Annotated in this window: 18 protein-coding genes; 11 read left to right on the top strand and 7 right to left on the bottom strand. The window is 52.0% G+C overall.

The window, feature by feature from the left end; genetic code table 11:
- From AB1656_15685 to pabB, 5 genes are all read left to right on the top strand, one after another.
- Nucleotides 1-485: 3-dehydroquinate synthase (locus AB1656_15685; protein MEW6236825.1), on the top strand; the 485-nt coding region annotated here is incomplete at its 5' end.
- A 256-nt stretch (nt 486-741) separates the two neighbouring features.
- Nucleotides 742-1,134: a PEGA domain-containing protein gene (locus AB1656_15680; GenBank protein MEW6236824.1), complete on the top strand. Its 393-nt coding sequence runs from the start codon at nt 742-744 to the stop codon at nt 1,132-1,134.
- A complete protein-coding gene (locus AB1656_15675; GenBank protein ID MEW6236823.1) occupies nt 1,094-1,516 on the top strand; it encodes a hypothetical protein in 423 nt (140 codons plus the stop codon). Before AB1656_15680 ends, AB1656_15675 begins: the two co-directional genes overlap by 41 nt.
- 3 nt (nt 1,517-1,519) lie before the next feature.
- The gene (locus AB1656_15670) at nt 1,520-2,557 is read left to right on the top strand and encodes a BadF/BadG/BcrA/BcrD ATPase family protein (protein MEW6236822.1); all 1,038 of its coding nucleotides are present in this window, start codon (nt 1,520-1,522) and stop codon (nt 2,555-2,557) included.
- 61 nt (nt 2,558-2,618) lie between these two features.
- Nucleotides 2,619-4,418, top strand: coding sequence for an aminodeoxychorismate synthase component I (pabB, locus tag AB1656_15665; GenBank protein MEW6236821.1), 1,800 nt, complete (start codon nt 2,619-2,621; stop codon nt 4,416-4,418).
- A gap of 18 nt (nt 4,419-4,436) precedes the next feature.
- Here the strand turns inward: pabB and AB1656_15660 are convergent, their stop codons facing one another.
- From AB1656_15660 to AB1656_15635, 6 genes are all read right to left on the bottom strand, one after another.
- Nucleotides 4,437-5,057 (bottom strand): hypothetical protein, encoded by a 621-nt coding sequence (locus tag AB1656_15660; GenBank protein MEW6236820.1) that lies wholly within the window; start codon nt 5,055-5,057, stop codon nt 4,437-4,439.
- A gap of 234 nt (nt 5,058-5,291) precedes the next feature.
- Nucleotides 5,292-6,038 (bottom strand): ThuA domain-containing protein, encoded by a 747-nt coding sequence (locus tag AB1656_15655; protein MEW6236819.1) that lies wholly within the window; start codon nt 6,036-6,038, stop codon nt 5,292-5,294.
- Nucleotides 6,039-6,370: 332 nt separating this feature from the next.
- The gene (locus AB1656_15650; GenBank protein ID MEW6236818.1) at nt 6,371-8,476 is read right to left on the bottom strand and encodes a HEAT repeat domain-containing protein; all 2,106 of its coding nucleotides are present in this window, start codon (nt 8,474-8,476) and stop codon (nt 6,371-6,373) included.
- Nucleotides 8,477-8,596: 120 nt separating this feature from the next.
- The gene (locus AB1656_15645) at nt 8,597-9,874 is read right to left on the bottom strand and encodes a Gfo/Idh/MocA family oxidoreductase (protein MEW6236817.1); all 1,278 of its coding nucleotides are present in this window, start codon (nt 9,872-9,874) and stop codon (nt 8,597-8,599) included.
- Nucleotides 9,875-10,004: 130 nt separating this feature from the next.
- A complete protein-coding gene (locus tag AB1656_15640; GenBank protein ID MEW6236816.1) occupies nt 10,005-10,880 on the bottom strand; it encodes an RraA family protein in 876 nt (291 codons plus the stop codon).
- 424 nt (nt 10,881-11,304) lie between these two features.
- A complete protein-coding gene (locus tag AB1656_15635) occupies nt 11,305-12,663 on the bottom strand; it encodes a mandelate racemase/muconate lactonizing enzyme family protein (protein MEW6236815.1) in 1,359 nt (452 codons plus the stop codon).
- Between the two features lie 271 nt (nt 12,664-12,934).
- Between AB1656_15635 and AB1656_15630 the strand changes: the two genes are divergently transcribed.
- The 6 genes from AB1656_15630 to AB1656_15605 all read left to right on the top strand — a co-directional run bounded on the left by AB1656_15630 (nt 12,935) and on the right by AB1656_15605 (nt 17,961).
- Nucleotides 12,935-13,810, top strand: a complete 876-nt coding sequence (locus AB1656_15630) for a N(4)-(beta-N-acetylglucosaminyl)-L-asparaginase (GenBank protein ID MEW6236814.1) — start codon at nt 12,935-12,937, stop codon at nt 13,808-13,810.
- A 192-nt stretch (nt 13,811-14,002) separates the two neighbouring features.
- Complete coding sequence (locus tag AB1656_15625) at nt 14,003-14,416, top strand: STAS domain-containing protein (GenBank protein ID MEW6236813.1); 414 nt, start codon at nt 14,003-14,005, stop codon at nt 14,414-14,416.
- A 116-nt stretch (nt 14,417-14,532) separates the two neighbouring features.
- Complete coding sequence (locus AB1656_15620) at nt 14,533-15,006, top strand: ATP-binding protein (protein ID MEW6236812.1); 474 nt, start codon at nt 14,533-14,535, stop codon at nt 15,004-15,006.
- A complete protein-coding gene (gene udk, locus AB1656_15615; GenBank protein ID MEW6236811.1) occupies nt 15,003-15,644 on the top strand; it encodes a uridine kinase in 642 nt (213 codons plus the stop codon). The genes AB1656_15620 and udk overlap by 4 nt, the downstream gene beginning before the upstream one ends.
- Before the next feature lie 113 nt (nt 15,645-15,757).
- Complete coding sequence (locus AB1656_15610; protein MEW6236810.1) at nt 15,758-16,399, top strand: DUF6338 family protein; 642 nt, start codon at nt 15,758-15,760, stop codon at nt 16,397-16,399.
- 332 nt (nt 16,400-16,731) lie between these two features.
- Complete coding sequence (locus AB1656_15605) at nt 16,732-17,961, top strand: hypothetical protein (GenBank protein ID MEW6236809.1); 1,230 nt, start codon at nt 16,732-16,734, stop codon at nt 17,959-17,961.
- 185 nt (nt 17,962-18,146) lie between these two features.
- Here the strand turns inward: AB1656_15605 and AB1656_15600 are convergent, their stop codons facing one another.
- Nucleotides 18,147-18,710 (bottom strand): Uma2 family endonuclease, encoded by a 564-nt coding sequence (locus AB1656_15600; protein MEW6236808.1) that lies wholly within the window; start codon nt 18,708-18,710, stop codon nt 18,147-18,149.
- Nucleotides 18,711-18,784: the final 74 nt, after the last annotated feature.

Raw genomic sequence — 18,784 nt, 5'->3', positions numbered from 1 at the left:
TATCATCCGCGCTGGATCGGCTGCTGGCGGCGGAGGAAGAGATTTATACCGCCATTATTCCTTGGAATTGCCGCATCAAAGCCCGCGTCGTCGAGCAGGACGAGCGCGAAAGCGGCTTGCGCGCCATTCTCAATTTCGGCCATACCATCGGCCATGCCGTGGAAGCGCTGACCGGCTATGGGCGTTATCTTCATGGCGAGGCCGTCGCCATCGGCATGTTGGCCGAAGCGATGTTGGGCGAAAAACTGGGGATGACTCCGCCGGAAGCCGTACAGCGTCTGCGCTCTTTGCTGACAGCTGCCGGATTTCCCCTGAGCAAGCCGGATCTTTCGGCGGACGCTTTGCTCGAATCGATGTTCCATGACAAAAAGGTAGAACGGGGCCAGTTGCGTTTTGTCTTTCCCGTGGAAATCGGTAACGTCGTCATTCGATCCATCGAAGACCTTGATCTTATCCGCAAAACGTGGGATTCATATTCGATCTAAGTGAATATGTTATTATGTTGAGGCTCTTGCAAAATGGATAAAGTCTACGCTTTAATTCTTCCCCCAAGTTTGGGGGGAGTTAGAGGGGGGTTGATTTTATTAGGCTTAAATCAACCCCCTCCTAAACCTCCCCCAGGCTTGAGGGAGGAATCGTGGAATTTTGCATGAGGCTCTGTTATTATAAGTTCCCCAACCTCTGTTGACATGGCGCCTTATCTCGGCTGTAATAAAGAGTGCGGCAATGGAGACATCGACGATGTTTCGTAAACTATTGTTTTTATGCTTGTTATTTTGTATGGTTGAGGGGTGTTATACGACGGTGGTTCGCATTGATTCCGTCCCGCCCGGCTCAGCCGTCCACTGGGATTATCAACCCAAGGGCGAAACGCCCGTGGAATTCGAAGTGGATTGGTATGGAGCGCATCGGCTCGCCCTCGATCATCCCAACTTTGGGCAACGAATCGAAAAAGTGGAACTGAAAGCGCCTGCGCATCTTTGGTTTCCTTTCGATTTATTCGTCGCCATACTTCCTTTCAAAGTGACGGATCGTCATGCTTTGATTTTCGATCTGTCGGAGGAAAAGCCTCCCAGCGTTGAGGAGAAGTTCGATGAGCCAAAAAAACCGAAAAGTTCGAAGCGCCGGAGATGAATCTCCCGGCAGCAATGTGCTATTCACCTTGGGTCTTGTCAGCGTCGTTGCGTTGTTGATCGTCGGTTGGGTGATGACGCAAGGCGGCATGGATTCCCTGGCGGATAAGGCGAAAGATTTGACAATATTAACCCTGGGCAGTCCCACGCCGACGCCTGTCGTCTCCAGCGGTATTCTCGAAGTAAAACCCTCTCCCCTTTCCGTTGACGAGCGTATCAACCTGCTCGTGGCGGAATACGAAGCCAAGGCGAAGCAGGAAAATGAAGCGTGGGAAAAACGGTTGGAACAGGAACGCCGCAATTTCGAAAACCAGATTAATAACTTGAAGATTGAGATTCTATCTCTACAGGACGAAAACAAGCGCCTTCGGGAGAAAAAATAGTATATGCCCTACGTGTTCGGAGTGGATGGCGGGGCTTCCAACAGCCGTTCGATTTTCATCACCGACGCCGGCCGGGTGGTTTTCACCGGCAAAGGCCCTGGCGTGAACTATCACGAAGTGGGGGCCAGCAACGTTTCCGCCACGATCTCCCGTCTCTATCAGGATGCGTTGAAAGCGGCGCGCGCCCGCACCGACGAATGCTTGGGCGTCTGCCTTGGTTTGGCGGGCGTGGGACGGCGGCAAGATCACGAAATGCTTTCGCCTTTGTTCGACGAATGTTTCGGCAAGGAGCGTTACGTTCTTCTCAGCGACGCCGAGGTCGCTCTCACCGGCGGCGCCATCTCAGAATCCGGCATTATCATCATCGCGGGCACGGGATCGATGGCCTATGGCCGCAACGACAAGCAGCAAACGGGGCGCATCGGCGGCTACGGTCCTCTGCTTTCCGATGAGGGCAGCGGCTACCGCATCGCCCTGAAAGCCCTGCAGGCCATTGCCCGCTGTAATGACGGCTTCCCGGCGCCTACGTCTTTGACGGAGGCCGTTTTCGCGCATTTGAAAATTAAATCCTTCGACGAAATGGTCAGCTGGATTTATTCGCCCGCTGCGGGGCGGGAGAGGATCGCCGCGCTGGCGCCTCTCGTCATGCGCGCCGCCAGCGAGGACGATCCCATCGCCGACGAAATCCTCAACCAGGAAGCCGATGCTCTCGCCTTGCGCGTGGAACTGCTCTCCAAACGCCTGGAACTGCCGGAACGCGTGGATGTAGTCCTCAGCGGCGGACTCTTTTCTCAAGCGGCCAACTACAGCCTCATCGTCAAGCGTAAAATCTGCTATCTTCTCCCCGGCGCCAACGTCATTCCCCCCAAGCTGGAGCCTGTCATCGGCGCGGCCCTATACGCCCTTTCCCTTGCGGGCATCGCTCTCGATGAAGATATGCTGGATACAATCAAGCGCACCTACCAGGAAGCCCTCCAAGCCAAACCGGTTACGGATGAGCCGCCCATCGATGAAGCGTTATCCGCCTCTGAGAATCAATGAGAGAGAAAATGTTCTAGGGGCTTTAGAGCGAGCCTTTCAAGCGGCAATGAGATAACTTTCCATGAGCAGCGATACTCCCATCGAACCGCCCTCCGCGCTGTTGGCGGGATGCGGCTGGCGCCATGACGGCCGATGGCTGCGCATCCGTTGCTTTTCCCGAACAATCAAGGCCGACGAACCGGCTCAAGTCCTTGCGGCTTTGGACGAATTGGAGGCGCGGCGGGGCGAAGGATGGTTTGCCTGCGGTTATATGGCTTACGAAGCCGCGCAGGCTTTCGCTATGCCGGTTCGGGATCATGGCGCAAAGCCATTTCCCTTATTATGGTTTGGATTATGCCGCGAGGCGGATATTGAATTATTGGAACCTCAATCTTTAAAACCTGTAAAACCTATTGACGATCATTGCCGCATAAAATCATTGAACATTGCGTATAGCGAATACGCCGAAGCCATCGAATCCATCCATCGATCGCTGGCGGCTGGCGACGTTTATCAGATTAACTACACGGTTCGAGCGATGATCGAATTGCCGGGTGATCCTCTTGGCCATTTCTTGCGGATGTTTCGTTATCAGCCTGTACCTTACGCCGCTTTTCTTCGCGTAGACGGCGGTTGCATCTTATCGCTGTCGCCCGAGCTGTTTCTGGCGAAGTCCGGCGATAGTCTCTTAAGCCAACCGATGAAGGGAACCATGCCGCGCGGGCGGACGCTGCAAGAAGACCAGGTTCTATCCGAGCGGTTGCGTAACAGCGGCAAGAACCAAGCGGAAAATATCATGATCGTGGATATGATGCGCAACGATCTCGGCAAGATCGCCGAATTCGGCGGCGTACAGGCGGAACGTTTGTTCGAAATCGAACGCTATCGTACGCTCTTTCAAATGACCAGCGCCGTCCGCTGCCGTTTGCGTCCCGGCGTTTCGCTTCAAGAGATCATGCGGGCGGCGTTCCCGGCCGCTTCGATCACCGGCGCGCCCAAGCGCAGCGCCATGCGGATCATCCGCGATCTGGAATGCGAACCAAGAGGCGTTTATTGCGGCGCCATAGGAATGCTTGAACCCAACGGCGATTTCAAGTTTAACGTCGCCATCCGTACGATGTTCGGGACGCCGCCCGATTGCCATCTGGGAATCGGCGGCGGAATCGTCAGTGATTCCAACGCGCAGGAGGAATATCAGGAAATCCAAACGAAAATGCGATTCGTAGACGCCGAAGCGGACGAGTTCTCGCTTATTGAAACTATCCGGTATGACGGCGGCGGTTATCTCTTTTTGCGCGAACATATTCAACGATTGGCGCAATCGGCGCTATATTGGGATTTCGCCTGCGACGCAGATGATATCGAAAAACATCTTAAAACCTACGCCGCCGCTCTCGGCGATGCGCCAGCCGCCGTTCGATTGCTGTTGGCGGAAGACGGAAGCGCAACCATCGCCCATCGCCCCATAATGATTATTCCCGCAAGCGTCCGAGTCGTCGTTTCCAAAGAAAAAATGGATTCGAATAATCCTTTCCTATTCCATAAAACTACGCGCCGCGATCTCTATAATCGAGAAAGAGAAAATGCAGTGCAGAACGGATTCGCCGAAGCGATCTTTACCAACGAATCGAACAACGTCACGGAAGGCAGCATATCGAATATTGCCTATCGGCTGGGGAAGCAGTGGTATACGCCCCCGCTTGGCGACGGCTTGTTGCCGGGAATCTGGAGGCAGGATTTCATGCGGCGCACAGGCGCCCAAGAACGATCGATTAACGTGTCGGAACTGCAAAACGCCGACGAAATCGTCATGGGCAATTCGGTGATGGGGATGGCGAAGATCGAGGAAATTGTTAACGCTGGTTTCAATTCTGTTGGATAATATTTTGCCGATAAAATTCTATTGCACACCTTCGATCAAAGCCGTATACGATTTTTCGAGGAGTGCCTGAATTCTCTCCCAATCCGCGTTTTGCTCGCCTTCGTCGCGAAGAGCCGCCGCTTGCGCTCGCAAGAGGCCTGCGGTCAGGAATTGATCTTTCATGCCGCCGTAGAGGACGGCGTACAATTCCGCGATTCCTTTTCCAACATTTTCCGTAGTATTCAAGTTTGGATCTCTTCGGATGATCCACCAGCCCAATTCCGCTTTGGCGGCGGCCTTGGGATCGAAACTCATTTTCTTGACGCGGCGAATTTTATCGTAGGCTCTTTCCAAAAAAGGCAGCGTTTGCGCTTCGTAGTTCGAACGAGTGCGGAGAAAGTTCATCGCCGCTTGAGCGTACAGCCGAGCCGTATAAGCCGATTCCAGAGCGGTCAGTTCGAATTGGCTTCTTTCCAGCCGGAAGAGTTCCATGGCGAGTTCCGTCTTGTCGCCCGAATAGTAGGCTTTCCACATGGCCGTTTCGGAGGCGGCGATTATTTGGGGATCGTAAGAAGCGCGTTGAAAATACGCTTTATAGGAACCAAAGACGACGGCGAGAATGGCAATGGCGAGAATTAAGAATATCTTCCAACGCTTCATCGTTTAATCCCCCCGTACAATGCTTTTTAACGTTTCATGATGGTTAGACCTCGTGGATCAAAGCGAAACGCTAGCCTGAACCATCCAATGCGCGTGGTAATTGTCTGAATCCGGATATCTATAATTTTTTTCCCTTAAAATCCCTTAAATCCTGGCCATCCCGATTCAGACAAATGAACGGGAGACGCAATGCGCGCCTCCCGTTTTTTCCATTTATTACTTTGGGTGAGTTTCTTATTCCGTCACTTTACCCGTCGCCGCCCATTCGCAGCCTCTGGCGAAGAGAGTGATGTGATTGGGATCCATGACAGCCAGGCGGTCGTGGCCGAAGGCGTCGTGGAAAACGCGGCCTTGGCCGTAATCGCACACGAATACCAGCGGCTCCGTTTTCTTGCTCCAATCGGAATCGGCGGAGACCAGTATTTCGATGGGCGCATCGCCTTCCAACTTGGCGTAGAGTTCGTCGAAGATGCGGAAATCTTGCAAACCTTTAGTAATGGGATGGTCTTTGACGATATTGGCTACGAACTGTGCGCGGGGGCCGTGGCCGGATCGGCCCATTACCCATTTGCGGCCGCAGAGATTGCCGAATTCGTCCCATTCCTTGAACGAGGCGCTCGACAGATGCGTAGTAACGAAACCCTTGCCGCTTTTAACGAAGTTGAGGAGGTTTTCCTTGGCTTGATCGCTGAGCGTGGGCAGTTTGGCGTTATACATGACTAGGATAACAACGGCGTATTTTTCCAACGCTTTGGCTGATTCGAGAATCATAGGATCCTCGCAGACGCGGACGTCGAATTTTCCGGAATTCGCGAGAATCTCGCGAGACGCCTGCGAATTTTCCGCCCAGTTGTGCGCGGGAGCGACATCGTCGCCCGTAATCATCAAAGCCTGAATCTTAGCGGGCGCATCGGCAGCGTAGGCCGCTGAGCCAATGGATAACGCCACCAATGCCGTAAGTAGATACGTTGTCTTGCGCATAGTTTTCACCTCAGAAGATAAATTGGTTTTGAGTATAGTATTCAATCGCGGCTTCAAGGTAAAGGAAGAGAAAAAGCAATGATGAATGATGAGCTCCCCTACCGAGGAAAGGCCCTCGGCGATTGCAGGAAGAAAAGCCCTGCCGCCCCGCCGTTGAAACGGCGGGCTATTTTCGTTTGCCCCTTTAAAGGGGCATTTGAAAATAGCCCAGCCTTTCAAGGCTGGGATGGCGGTTTGCCCTTGCTACCCAACCTTTTGGGCACATTTTACGTGACTTATAAAAGTGTTTTCTTGGGAGTGATGAATGATGAGCAGTCTTCCCACATTTTCGGTTATTCCGCACTTTGCGCGAAAGCTAGTATCGATCCGTCCAGCGCCATGAGGCGCAGGCAAAATTCCCAGCCTAAATTGTTTTGATAAATCTTCATGAGGATGGAATTATTCCCCGCTTTCAATTTTACGGGAACGGAATCTTGATCCACTTGCAGCGGACGAGCGGCGAATTGGCTGAAAACCAATTCGCCGTTGAGCCAAATCTTTTCGCTGTCGTCTACGCCGAGTTTCAAAACGGCGTCCTCGTTTTTTAAAACCGTGATTTCAGCGTATGCGTAAGCGATGCACTGTTCGCAGGAACCAAGCGATGGGATCAGGTTGACGACGCCGGTCTCGTCATTCGCTTGGATGGGCTTCCATTCCAACGAACGATTTTCAAATTTGACGGGACGGCTTGCATCCGCGTTGGCTTCGCCGATGATATCCACGTCCCAGCCTTGGCCGTCCTTTATCGGGAAGGGGCCTATCGCTTTCCAATGAAGAACGAAGCCCATCATGCCGGCGGTTGCGACGGACAAACCCTGCGCCCGTAGGCGGTTCGCTAGTTGTTGCATGGTTTGCGCAGAAGGTTTCATGGCGGCGATCTTTTCGAAGGCTTGCAGCGTCTTGTCTTTTTGGCCCGCATTGGCGAGGGCAATGGCGACGGCGGCCAGCGCGGGCAGGCTTTGCTCCTTCAAGGCTTCATCCGCCGCCGCTTGCATGATGATATCGAATGCTTCCGGTGTGGGATTAGCGGCGATTCCTTCCAAGGCGCGTTGGCGCGCCCCGGTTTCGGCTGAATGTTGCAATAGAAGAGCATAAGCTTTTCCCGCCTGGGCGGCGTCCTTCTCTTCATGCAGCCGCTCGGCCAGGCGCGCGATAGCTTTCATGCCGATTTCGTTGTCTGCGCCGGGTTTGGCAATCGCCTGGGAGATTAACGGCAAGCCGTCCGGATGCCCCAGTTCTCCTAACGCTTCCAACGCAGTAAGCCGCAAAGGCCATTCTTCGGATTGCGCCGTTTTCGCCAGCAAAGGAAAAGCGGCGGCGTCATGCCTGGCGCCGAGAATGGGAGACAAGAGCACTTTCATCTCATCGGGAGCGGATTCGAAAAGAGAGAGAATTTTCTGTTCGGCTTCGCTTCCTTGCAAATTGGCTAGAGCAGAGGCGGCGCTCGCTTGCACCCGATAATTATCGGAAATCAGGGCGTTCAATAATGGCTGGACGTTATCGGCGCCGCCGATTTTACCCAATCCCGCCAAGGCGGCGCAGGTGTGAGCGCTGTAATCGCGATGCAGAATCTTTTCGTAAATCTCGATGGCGTTCGCATGGAGTTCTTCCTTCTCCGACATCGCGTCGGCGTGCCGCACCAGGGCGTCGAGCGCGCTGGCCTTGGCTTCCGGCGTATCGGCGGCTTTTTCGATCGCCTTCCACATTAGGGGTGTAAATTCGGGATCGCCGGACCAGGAGAGCGCCAGCGCGGCGGCGGAGAGGATGGCGGGATTGTCGCATTCGGCGAATTTGGCGATGATCTTCAGGCTTTTTTCGTCCCGTAAATCTCCTAGAGAATTCATCAAGGCGCAGGTAAAGGCAGGATCGCCGTCCTTCTTTTGACGCTGTCTCAGCGCCCGGCGCAAATCTTCACAAGCCTTGGGCGAGCCAATTCGCTGCAAAGCGTAACGCGCCGTTTCTTGCAGTTTCGGATTATCCAAACATTTCGCAAGAGGTTTCAAGTCGTATTTTGGCGGAATCGCCAGCGCCAAGAGTTTCATTCCCGCCGTTTTTAGGGAATCGTCTTTATCCGGTTCCAACAACTCCATCAAATAATCGGTGGCCAGTCGGCGATCTTTCTCGCGGCCAGGAACGCACGCCTCATTGATAAGACAGAAGAGCACGTCATTGACCGATTTGTGAACGGCGAAATCGGGATGCTGCATTAAAGGAAACAAGGAAGGGATAACGTCAACGCCCATTAAAGGCAGCATCTGGCGAGCGTGAACGCGCGCTTGGGCGTCATCGCCCTTTAAATCGTTAATCCATTGTTCCACGGAACCGTCCGTCCATCCCGAAAACGAAATGGAGAAAAGGAGTAAAAGGCTGATAGTGATTTTATTGTTCAGGATTCTCATTGCCATTTTTCCTTTATAATAAATTGTTGAAATCGATTGCGGGCGAGACGTTCGCTCTCCCAGGAAAGTCCTTCCTCGCTTGAGAAATTCATCATTCATCATTCATCACTCATCATTGCTTTATATATGCCAAGGCGCGCGGTAAGGACGGAAGAGATAGCGGTTGGCTTGTTCGTCGCCGATGAAGCGCTCGGCCTCGCCGTCCCAAACTAACTTGCGGCGGCAGGAGAGAGCGATGTTGCCTAACAGGCAGGCGCTGGTGGAGCGATGGCCGATTTCAATGTCGGAATGAGGCCGCTGGCGCGTGCGGATGCACTCGAAAAAGTTGTCGTGATGGGTGGTGATGTCGATCCAATTGTATTGTTCAGGCTTGGTTTCCGGGATTGCGAGAGAGTCGGGTTTGACGATGAAACTATTGCGGTCGATGAACAATTCGCCGCCAGTTCCCAAAAATTTTGTTCCATAAGTTTTGCCGTAATGTTCGAGGTTGTGCGCCTGTTTCCACGTCATCGTGAAGCCTTCATATTCGTAAATAATATCGATAACTTCATAGTCGTCCGAACCGGAGAGGACGCGGAAGTTGCCGCCGGCGGCGCTGATATTGAGAGGACGGTCTTTCTTGAGTCCCCAATGAACCACGTCGATGAGATGCGCTCCCCAGTTGGTCAGCTCGCCCCCCGCGTAGTCGTGGAAAGCGCGGAAGCCGCCGAAGCGCTGCGGGCTGTAAGGAACCCAAGGCGCAGGTCCCAGCCACAAATCCCAATCCAAACCCGCGGGCGGATCGCCAGGCGTTTCATAGCCCATGATTCCGTTGGGACCGATCCAGGCTCCGGCGGACGTAATGGTCCCTAGTTTCCCGCCTCGAACCAGGGCGATGGCTTTTTGAAAAAGGTCTAGCGAGCGTTGCTGCAATCCCACTTGGACGACGCGGTCGTAGCGCCGGGCGTTTTCGACGATCTTGCGGCCTTCATGGATGGTCGTTGATAACGGCTTTTCCACGTAAACGTCTTTCCACGCCTGGCAGCCGTGGATGGCGTGCAGCGTATGCCAATGGTCGGGCGTGGCGAAGAAAACGGCGTCGATATCTTGGCGGTCGAGGACGCGGCGATAATCCTGATAGCCTTGGCAGCGTCCGCCCACCTTTTTGACGGCGGCTTCGTAACGGGGGATGTAAACATCGCAGACGGCGGCGATTTCGATATCCTGGCGCGGGATCAAGGCGTCTAAGTGATAGTTGCCCATGCCGCCGTTGCCCACCACGGCAATGGCGATCTTTTCGTTGGGGGCGAGACTGGCGGACGCTTGCCCCGTTCCCCACAGAGCGGGCGCCGCCGCCCACAAGCACGCTGCTTGCTTGAGAAATCTGCGGCGGTTCGGTTTGGCATTATTTTTATTCATGGAAGGCTCCTCGGTTTTATCAATTTATAAGAAATGGTGGGCTACGCTTCGCTTTGAGCCCACCCTACGGGACTACAGATTCGTCAAGGGCAAGAAAACAACCTTGCCCTTGCCACCCAGTCTCCCAGTCTCATTTGTTTTTCTCTTTTTTCCATTGATTGAAATCTTCTTCGATTTCCGCAGTCCATTGGCGGTCGATCTGGCCGGGGGTATATTTGCCTTCGCGCAGCCGTTGGTGACCGAACTGGTCGCGCTCGCGCACGTCTTCGGAACTGACGACGACTTTTTCCGCCAGATGGGGCGGAATGAAGATGATTCCCTCGCGCCTTCCCAGCACCACGTCGCCAGGCATGACCGTCGCTTCGCCGATGCGGATGGGGATGTTGATGCCCATGAGGGTTACATCGAGGAGAGCGGTGGGATCGACGCCGCGAATGAAGACGCTGAAATGGGGAATTTCGAAGATGCCGTCCAAGTCGCGAACGCCGCCGTCAATGACCATGCCGGTTTTGGTTTTAGCGTAGATCGAGGTGGCGAGGTTGTCCCCAGCGAAGGTGCCTTCTTTGATTTTGCCGAAAAGATCGACGACGATGACGTCATTCTCCACCAACGTATCGATGACCCAGGAATTTTGCGCTCCGATGCGCTTATCCTGCTCGCCCAGATCGTTGGTCGTCTCTTCGATGTCCGGCCGCTTGGGCATGAAAGCCGCCGTAACGGCGCGGCCTACGAGGATGCGGTCGGGATGGACGTTGATCCAATCGCCTGTGAACTGGAATTTATAACCGTTGGATTTCAATACGCTCCAAGCTTCTTCGATGGAAACGTCTTTCATCCTTTTTAAAATATCGTCGGGAACGCGGGGACGCCCGTCTTCGAAACGGTCGTAGGGGTTCTTTTTGGTATAAAGAATCCGCTCTTCCTTGGAAAAGGTTCCATATTGCGCGGCGGCGAGATGGGCAATTGCGCAGAGAATAGCAATGGCGAAGATAAGTTTTCGATTCATGATAGTATGATCCTCCTAATAACAATTATTGACTCATGTTACGCGCGATAAAAAAGAGTAATGGTTTGCGTCTCGTATTGAATCGCGAAAACGCGAAATGAAAAAGAAAAACACGAAAAAAAATTGGTAGTCAACCCGCCGTTGAAACGGCGGGCTAGTGTCGTTTGCCCCTTTTAAGGGGCATTTGATAATAGCCCAGCCTTTCAAGGCTGGGACGGAAAAACGCATAGTAACTCCATAGAATCCGAATCGTCCATGAAATCCGTGATTTAAAAAATTCGTGGATTTCGCGCCATTTCGTGGTTTCGCGATTCGAAAACGCGGCAAAAAATAAATCTTCCGTATGCGCATGAACTGTAAATCCGACTTGTTGGTAAAGACCAGCCCAAAGGGCAAGGAAATGCGTGACAGGAGTTATCAAATATCAACTCCATAATCTGTCGTGAGATCGAATGCGATCCCATTCCGGCGTAGGTTCGAAATATCCCGGCGTCAGTAAATGCTCTTTCATAACTTCCTCGTTCAATTCCACTCCCAGCCCTGGCGTTTCGGGGACGGGGATGAATCCGTTTTGGATGATGGGCTTGGCGGGACCGGTTACAAGGTCGTCCCACCAGGGAATATCCACGGAATGGTTTTCCAAAGCGAGAAAGTTCTGCGTGGCGGCGGCGCAGTGGACATTCGCCATGCAGGAGACGGGCGTTCCGGCGAAGTGCATCGCCATAGGGACGCCTTTCTCTTCAGCATAATCGCCGATCTTCTTGGTTTCGAGGATGCCGCCCGCCGTGGCCAGGTCGGGATGGATCATATCCACCGCTCCAACATCAATCAACTTGATAAAATCTTCCTTGAGATAAATGTCCTCGCCCGTCAGCGTGGGAACGTCAATGGCGTCGGTGATTTTCTTTAAGAGATCGGGATATTGCCAGGGAACCATATCCTCCAACCAGGCTATTTGGAAAGGTTCCAGCTCTTTGCCGAGGCGAATGCAACTATTAACGCCGATATGTCCGAAATGATCGGCGGCGAGAGGAATTTCGTAGCCAATGGCATTGCGCACTTCTTCCACGAAGCCCGCTAGCAGATCAACGCCTTTATGAGTGATTTCTATGCCAGTGAAGGGATGCGGCGTTATGTTGTCGTATTGAGCGCCGCTGGGCTGGGTGACGACGCCGGGAATGCCGCGCAGAAGATTAATGCCTAAATCCATTTTGAGATAAGTAAAGCCTCTCTCTACTCTTTCCTTCATGCGCTGCGCGAAAACTTTGGGATCGGTGGACATCGCCGTGTCGCAGTAAATGCGGATTTTGTCGCGGTATTTTCCGCCCAGCAGTTGGTAAACGGGAACGCCGTACGCTTTTCCGGCCAGGTCCCACAAGGCCATTTCTACGGCGGAGACGCCGCCGCCCTGACGGCCATGATGGCCGAATTGCTTGATTTTTTTAAAAATCTTTTCCACATTGCAGGGATTTTCGCCGAGGAGGCGGCTCTTGAGAAAGAGTGCGTATTTCTCGCTGGCGCCGTCCCGCACTTCGCCCAAGCCATAGATATCTTGATTCGTGTCGATGCGGATGATGGGGCAGCGCATTGGCGCGTCTTTGATCCAAGCGATGCGCATGTCGGTAATCTTCAATCCCGACGGCCTGGAAGCGCGATTTATATCTTGGGAAGCGAAAGCGATTTCTTCTTCGATGACGAATGGCGATAGGGCGGCGGCTAACAATCCTCCCGCGCTTAGCGATTTCAAGAGAGAGCGGCGGCTAAAACAATTATTCGGTTTCATGATTCTTCCCATCCATATTGGATTGATTTCAACAAAATACCATCCCTTAATCTATTTGAATAGAGACGGAAATTTTACTTTTTCCTTTGTTCGAAGAGGATCAGTTGGATAAAAAGCGGAATCATTTATTTGCGGTTTTTATACGCTAAAATTTTGAAATTTTATATTGCAAAGGTTAGAGTCTATCGTAAAACGAAATCGCTGCGCCCTTTGCCCTATGGAAAGTATCGTGCATACTCAAGCATATTGATTTTCGAGGAGAAAAGAGGATATGGCGAAGCGATCTCCAATTATATTGTCCACATGGCGGTTTGGTCTGCGGGCCAACGAGGCGGGGTGGGAAATTCTCACCAGCGACGGAAACGCGCTAGACGCCGTGGAAGCGGCGGCGGTACTCATCGAGAGCGATCCCAACGAAACCAGCGTCGGCTATGGCGGATATCCCAACGAAATGGGCGTCGTGCAATTGGACGCCGCGATCATCGATGGGAAAACCGGGAGAATGGGCGCCGTGGGCGCTTTGGAGGGCATCCGCAATCCCATCGGCGTGGCGCGGAAAATCTTGGAAGAGAAGAAGCATATTTTTCTCGTCGGAGAAGGCGCCAAGAGTTTTGCTCTCAAGCACGGCTTCAAAGAGGAGACGCTATTAACGGAAAAGAGCGCCGCCTGGTACGCCGAACAGTTGAAAAAAAAGGAAGCGGATAAGGGACACGATACGATTGGCGTATTGTCCCTGGATGCCCAGGAGGACATGGCGGCGGCGTGCACAACCAGCGGCTTGGCCATGAAATGGAGCGGAAGAGTGGGCGATTCGCCGCTTATCGGCTGCGGCCTTTACTTGGATGGGCAAGTCGGCGGCGCCGTGGGTACGGGAGTGGGGGAACGGGCGATCGAAGTCTGCGGTTCCTTCGCCATTGTGGAATTTATGCGCAACGGTTTATGTCCGCAGAAGGCGTGCGAAAAGCTCATCTTGCGCGTCGTGGAACGCAATCGTCCCAATATCGATTTTCAATTGGCGTTCATGGCGCTCAATTGCAATGGCGAAACGGGAGGCGCCGCATTGCAGGAGGGATTCGTCTATGCAGAATATGCGGAGCAAGAAAATACGCTAAAGACGGGGGCGGTTTACAGGAAGGATTTTCGGTAGAGCGATAAAATATGTCCCATATCGAGGCTATATTTTTTGCGTTTTTAATAAATTTTCTATTATAATTTATTTAGTGAGCCGTTACGGATGTCGTCATGAAAGTAGAATAAAGGAAGAGATTCGGCCAGTTCTAGCGTCATTGCCGGGCGCGAGCTCAAGGGACAACGGCCCCCGCCGATGGAGAGGATCGTTATGTTAGACAAATTCAATCTAAGCACGAAGAGCGGAAAAGTTGACGATATAGCTTTCATGATTGTCGAAGTGGAAGGCTATGTGGATTCAAGCACGTTTCCCCAATTGCAAGATCATCTCCAAAAACTGATCGACAACGGAGCGAATTGGATTATTGTAGATTTGGGCAAGTTGGAATACATCAGCAGCGCGGGACTGGGCGTTTTGATGGGGATGCTCCAAGAGATCCGGAGCCGCGGCGGCGATTTGAAATTGGCAAATTTATCGTCCAAGATCCAGCAACTGTTCGATATTTTAGGATTTTCGCGATTGATTCGCATTTATCTGGATGTAGAAGCGGCTGCAAAAGCCTTAGAGAACGATATCAAAGCGGCTGCCGACGACGAAAAAACGCCGGTGGAAGACAGCTATTAGGGAAACGGTTCCGTTCCAACCGCTTTGGATATTGTTCTCATGGCGGCTAAGGTTATCATCGTTTCAAAGGCGTTCATCGGCGAACGCAGCCGAATAAGCGGGGAGGTTGGCGGAAGATGGGAGCTTCCATTGAGCGGAATGCGGATATTTCGATCGAAATTTCCGCGCATCTCCAATATTTGGCGCTGGTGCGCAGTTTCGCTAACTGCCTAGCCAAGCATTTGAACCTTGCGGCGGAAGAGGCCGTTCAACTGGAAATGTGCTTGGACGAAGCCTGCGCCAATTCCATCGAAGCAATCCGCGAAGTAGAGGGGGAGCATCCGCGAACGAAAGTGCGGATCGACGTCGAAATCAAGAATGACCATTTCCGCATCACCATTCATGACAACGGTAAGGATTTTTCGCGAAATTTCGCCGAGGCTCTTCCTCTTTGTCCCTCCTCCGACCGTACGAGGACAAGAGGATATGGGTTGCAGATCATCAAAACCTTAATGGATGAAGTTCATTACGTCCACGATCCTCAAGCGGGCAACCGATTGCATCTCGTAAAATTCTTCGCGCGCAGCGGCGGCGAATCCATCTTGGGATGATTATTCCTCCTTCGAAAAAAGAGGTTCGAATTCCGGTCGCCGGCCTTTGCGGGGGGAGCGGCGGCGGAAAAAGCGTTTTGGCCAAGCGTTTACGGGAGCGGGCGCCTTATCCCATCTGCGTCATCGGTATGGACCGGTATTACCGCGATCTTTCCCCTTTGTCCAAAGAGGAAAGAGGACGGATGAATTTCGATTGTCCCGAAGCGGTGGATGGGGAACTTTTTTTGAAGCATCTCTCGCTTCTCTCCGAGGGGTATGAGATTTTCGCGCCAGTTTACGATTTTGCGATCCATGCGCGCCGAGGCGAAGAGCGGTTGGCGCCAGGCGATTTGATTCTCGCCGAGGGGGCGCTGTTGTTCGCTTTCGCTGAAATTCGCGCGCGGTTGGATTTGGCGGCCTATTGCGATGCGCCGGATGACATTAGATTGCTCAGGCGCATCCGGCGCGACATCGCCGAACGCGGAAGGGATATCGAATCCATCGCCCGGCAATATCTGGAAACGGTGCGGCCTATGTACGAAAAATACGTTGCGCCTTATAAATTGGAAGCGGATGTCGTTTTGGACGGAAGAAAGCCGGTAAAGGAACTGGCGGAAGAATTGTTGCGTCGATTGGCGCCGCTCGTTGCGAACCGATAAGAGGAGCAGCGCAAACCTTGTCTGGCGCTGGATGGGGCGGGTATATTGCACCGTTGAGCGAGACGGTTATTTGAATCGAAATCATTAGCAATTTTTGGGGAGAATTCTTATTAATGTCTACGCTTTCGGAATTCACTCTACATATTATGGTGATTTTTCTGCCGGGAATCGTCATCTATAAAATTACGGACGAATTGACCGAGCATAAAGAACATAAAGGTTACGATATCGTTCTCTATTCCTTTCTCTACGGTTTCTTCTGTTATTTCGTCTACTATATTTTCCTTACTATCGCCAATTGGATAACAGGCGAAGATAATTTTCCCTTTCATTTACTAAATTCGATTTCGGATCGAAGCGCGAAAATCAGTTTTGGGGAAATTTTGAGGGTATCCATTCTTTCGGTGTTTTTGGGATTTCTATTTACGTATGCGTATACTTATGAATGGCTTCATAGATTTGCCCGGCGGATCGGGGCGACGAGAAAGCATGGAGACGTGGATGCTTTTTCTCATATTATGAATAGAGGACTTTATTCTTGGGTGGTTGTACGAGATTTTGAACATGATCGGGCCTATTATGGATGGGTATTCGCTTTTTCAACAGGCGCGGAAAAGGATGAATTATTTTTGACTAAAGTTCAACTATATGTGAATTCCTCAGGTGTAAAAATTGGGGATATTCCCGCGATATACCTTCCTAAGGCAAAAGAGAAAATGATAATCGAGTTTCTTGAATTGCCTATAATACAGTAGAATAAGAAAGATTCGTTAATAAGGAGAATAAAGATCATGTCTAAGAAAAAGTTTTCCATTTTTAACTTTCTTGGCGAAGGTTCTATACAAAAAGGAGGAGTAAATCCAGGACCAACTACGCCTAGACCTTCAGAGTCGATTCTGCCGTTTTCTCCAAAGCCTTCCAGCCCAGCGCCGGCGCCAAGCGGCGCCCAACCGTCGCCGAGCGGTCAAAACCAAGGGGATGCCGATTCGAAAAGTTGACTTTGGAGGAAATTCGCCTAGTCTATTGCTATTCGATGGAAAAAATCTATTCAAAATAACATTCTACAGCATGAGGAACAAACAGGACGATGGTTGAGAAATCTTTAGACAAGAAGATCGCGGAAATCCGCGCCAATCCCAACAGCAGGGCTTTTATTATATGCGACGCCAAGGACGCCGATATGGCGCGGGGGGTGCGCTCGTGCGGGCCGGTTTCGCCGGAATACCATCACGGGGAAGTAAAATTCCGCAATATTCACGAATACCGCGATATGATGCGGCAGGTGGTGCGGCAGGGGATTGTGGACATTATGCTGATGTCGGCCAGCAGCAACGAGGTGTTGACGATCCAGGAACGCTTGTTCGACAATTCCCGCGTAACGCCCGCCGGGCGCGTCAACGATACAACGGATATCCATACGTTTCGGGGCAGTTCCTACGCTTCGATGGCGTCGCGTCCGTTCCGCACTGCCACCATCGATCATTTGCAATGCGGCAAGATGGAATGCGGGCCGGAGGAACGGCATTTGGGAACGAATCTGGGGTTATATTCCATGACCTTCAATAACGACCTGGAGCGCGACGTGGCTTCGTTGGAAGCGTTCAAGAATTTCCGTCTGGAAGCGGAAGCGAAGAATTTCCGGTATTTTCTCGAAGTCTTCGATCCGAATATCCCCGGAACCGTGCCGCTGGAGAAGATAGGCGATTTCGTCAACGACGCCATCGTGCGTTCTCTGGCGGGCGTAACGTTGAAGGGGCGGCCGCTTTTTCTCAAAATGGTTTATCACGGTCCGAAATCGTTGGAGGAATTGGTTTCTTACGATTCGAGCATCATTGTCGGTATTCTCGGCGGTTCCGCCGGAACGACCTACGACGCTTTCAAACTGATCGCCGATACGCAGAAATACGGCGGGCGCGTGGCGCTTTTTGGACGGAAGATCAACAATGCGGAAGACCAACTCGTATTCATCAAGTTTCTGCGTATGATCGTAGACGGCGAGATTTCGGCGGAAGAAGGCGTAAAAGCCTATCACGCCGTTTTGAAAGAGATGGGGATTCGGCCCATCCGCAGTTTGGAAGACGATATGAAGATCACCGACGTCAGCATGAGCTATGCGGGTGGTTCGACCGTGAGCATTGCCGCCAATCCTTTGCGAACGCAATCCGCTCCAGCGGCGGCTGCGCCGTATCGTCCGGAACCGGCGAAAGCCGCAATCAAGCCGCGCATGGCAGGCGAGACGGAGCCGGATTTCTCCAAGATGACGTTGGAGGATAAGCTGGAATACAACCAGCGGGAGCGGGACAGGATTTTTGGGTGAATGATGAATGAAATCCCATACCAAGGAGAGTTTTTTTAGAATAAGCGGGGTCGAGCTTGGAAAAATGGATGGGTCGTGAATTTTGATCCATCCTTTTTTATTGGCGAGAGTAATGGATGGATCGGACGGCGCAATCCATCTACCTTTTTTTGCTTAAGTATGAGTCAATAGCAGAAATCGAAAAGTCAAATTCCCAAAATATCTCCCGCTCTTAGAGAAATATCGGGGAAGGCTTGGGGCGATATAGTTTGATCTGGCGTCATGATTCGGATTTGCCGATAGCTATTTTCGGATGGTTGGCGGTAAACCTCGATGTTGTTATCTTGAATATTCACTAGCCAACATTCCACAATACGATGTTTCGCATAAAGCGGGATTTTTACGTTCTTGTCGTAGCCGAGAGAAGAGTCGGCGACTTCGATGAGCAGGAACACGTCGTCGGGAACGGGATGCGCGCTGCGGTAGCAATCCGGCGTTGGTTTCAGCAAAACGACATCCGGCTGCGGTTCGGAATAGACGCTTAATCGCAGGGGATTTTGGGCATCAATGATAAATCTATCGTCAAGAAGACGATGAAAGAATCGATTTAACCATCTCACGCATCCAGCATGAGGATTTCCTATCGGCGTCATTTGGACGATTTCTCCTTCGATGAGTTCCACATGGTCGTCCTCGGTAAAAATGCCAGAACGTCCCATTTGGTAATATTCCTCGATAGTGAAGAGCCGTTTAAGCGTTGATACAGTCATGGGACTTACCCCAGTTTTCTTTGGTTATCTTCGTTTACGCATGGTTGCATCGATTTCAAATAGAAGAAATCCAG

This window comes from Candidatus Omnitrophota bacterium (assembly GCA_040755155.1).
In the GTDB taxonomy this organism is placed as follows: Bacteria; Hinthialibacterota; Hinthialibacteria; order Hinthialibacterales; family Hinthialibacteraceae; genus JBFMBP01.
Note: the sequence above shows the minus strand (reverse complement) of the source record. Positions and strands in the feature narration are given on the sequence as shown.

Bases quoted from the DNA above. Each gene is read 5' to 3' on its own strand.
- AB1656_15670 (MEW6236822.1), top strand. From the start codon at position 1,520: ATGCCCTACGTGTTCGGAGTGGATGGCGGGGCTTCCAACAGCCGTTCG.
- AB1656_15680 (MEW6236824.1), top strand. From the start codon at position 742: ATGTTTCGTAAACTATTGTTTTTATGCTTGTTATTTTGTATGGTTGAG.
- AB1656_15635 (MEW6236815.1), bottom strand. From the start codon at position 12,663: ATGAAACCGAATAATTGTTTTAGCCGCCGCTCTCTCTTGAAATCGCTA.
- AB1656_15625 (MEW6236813.1), top strand. From the start codon at position 14,003: ATGTTAGACAAATTCAATCTAAGCACGAAGAGCGGAAAAGTTGACGAT.
- AB1656_15655 (MEW6236819.1), bottom strand. From the start codon at position 6,038: ATGCGCAAGACAACGTATCTACTTACGGCATTGGTGGCGTTATCCATT.
- AB1656_15610 (MEW6236810.1), top strand. From the start codon at position 15,758: ATGTCTACGCTTTCGGAATTCACTCTACATATTATGGTGATTTTTCTG.
- AB1656_15660 (MEW6236820.1), bottom strand. From the start codon at position 5,057: ATGAAGCGTTGGAAGATATTCTTAATTCTCGCCATTGCCATTCTCGCC.
- AB1656_15650 (MEW6236818.1), bottom strand. From the start codon at position 8,476: ATGAGAATCCTGAACAATAAAATCACTATCAGCCTTTTACTCCTTTTC.
- AB1656_15605 (MEW6236809.1), top strand. From the start codon at position 16,732: ATGGTTGAGAAATCTTTAGACAAGAAGATCGCGGAAATCCGCGCCAAT.
- udk (MEW6236811.1), top strand. From the start codon at position 15,003: ATGATTATTCCTCCTTCGAAAAAAGAGGTTCGAATTCCGGTCGCCGGC.
- AB1656_15645 (MEW6236817.1), bottom strand. From the start codon at position 9,874: ATGAATAAAAATAATGCCAAACCGAACCGCCGCAGATTTCTCAAGCAA.
- AB1656_15620 (MEW6236812.1), top strand. From the start codon at position 14,533: ATGGGAGCTTCCATTGAGCGGAATGCGGATATTTCGATCGAAATTTCC.
- pabB (MEW6236821.1), top strand. From the start codon at position 2,619: ATGAGCAGCGATACTCCCATCGAACCGCCCTCCGCGCTGTTGGCGGGA.
- AB1656_15600 (MEW6236808.1), bottom strand. From the start codon at position 18,710: ATGACTGTATCAACGCTTAAACGGCTCTTCACTATCGAGGAATATTAC.
- AB1656_15675 (MEW6236823.1), top strand. From the start codon at position 1,094: ATGAGCCAAAAAAACCGAAAAGTTCGAAGCGCCGGAGATGAATCTCCC.
- AB1656_15640 (MEW6236816.1), bottom strand. From the start codon at position 10,880: ATGAATCGAAAACTTATCTTCGCCATTGCTATTCTCTGCGCAATTGCC.
- AB1656_15630 (MEW6236814.1), top strand. From the start codon at position 12,935: ATGGCGAAGCGATCTCCAATTATATTGTCCACATGGCGGTTTGGTCTG.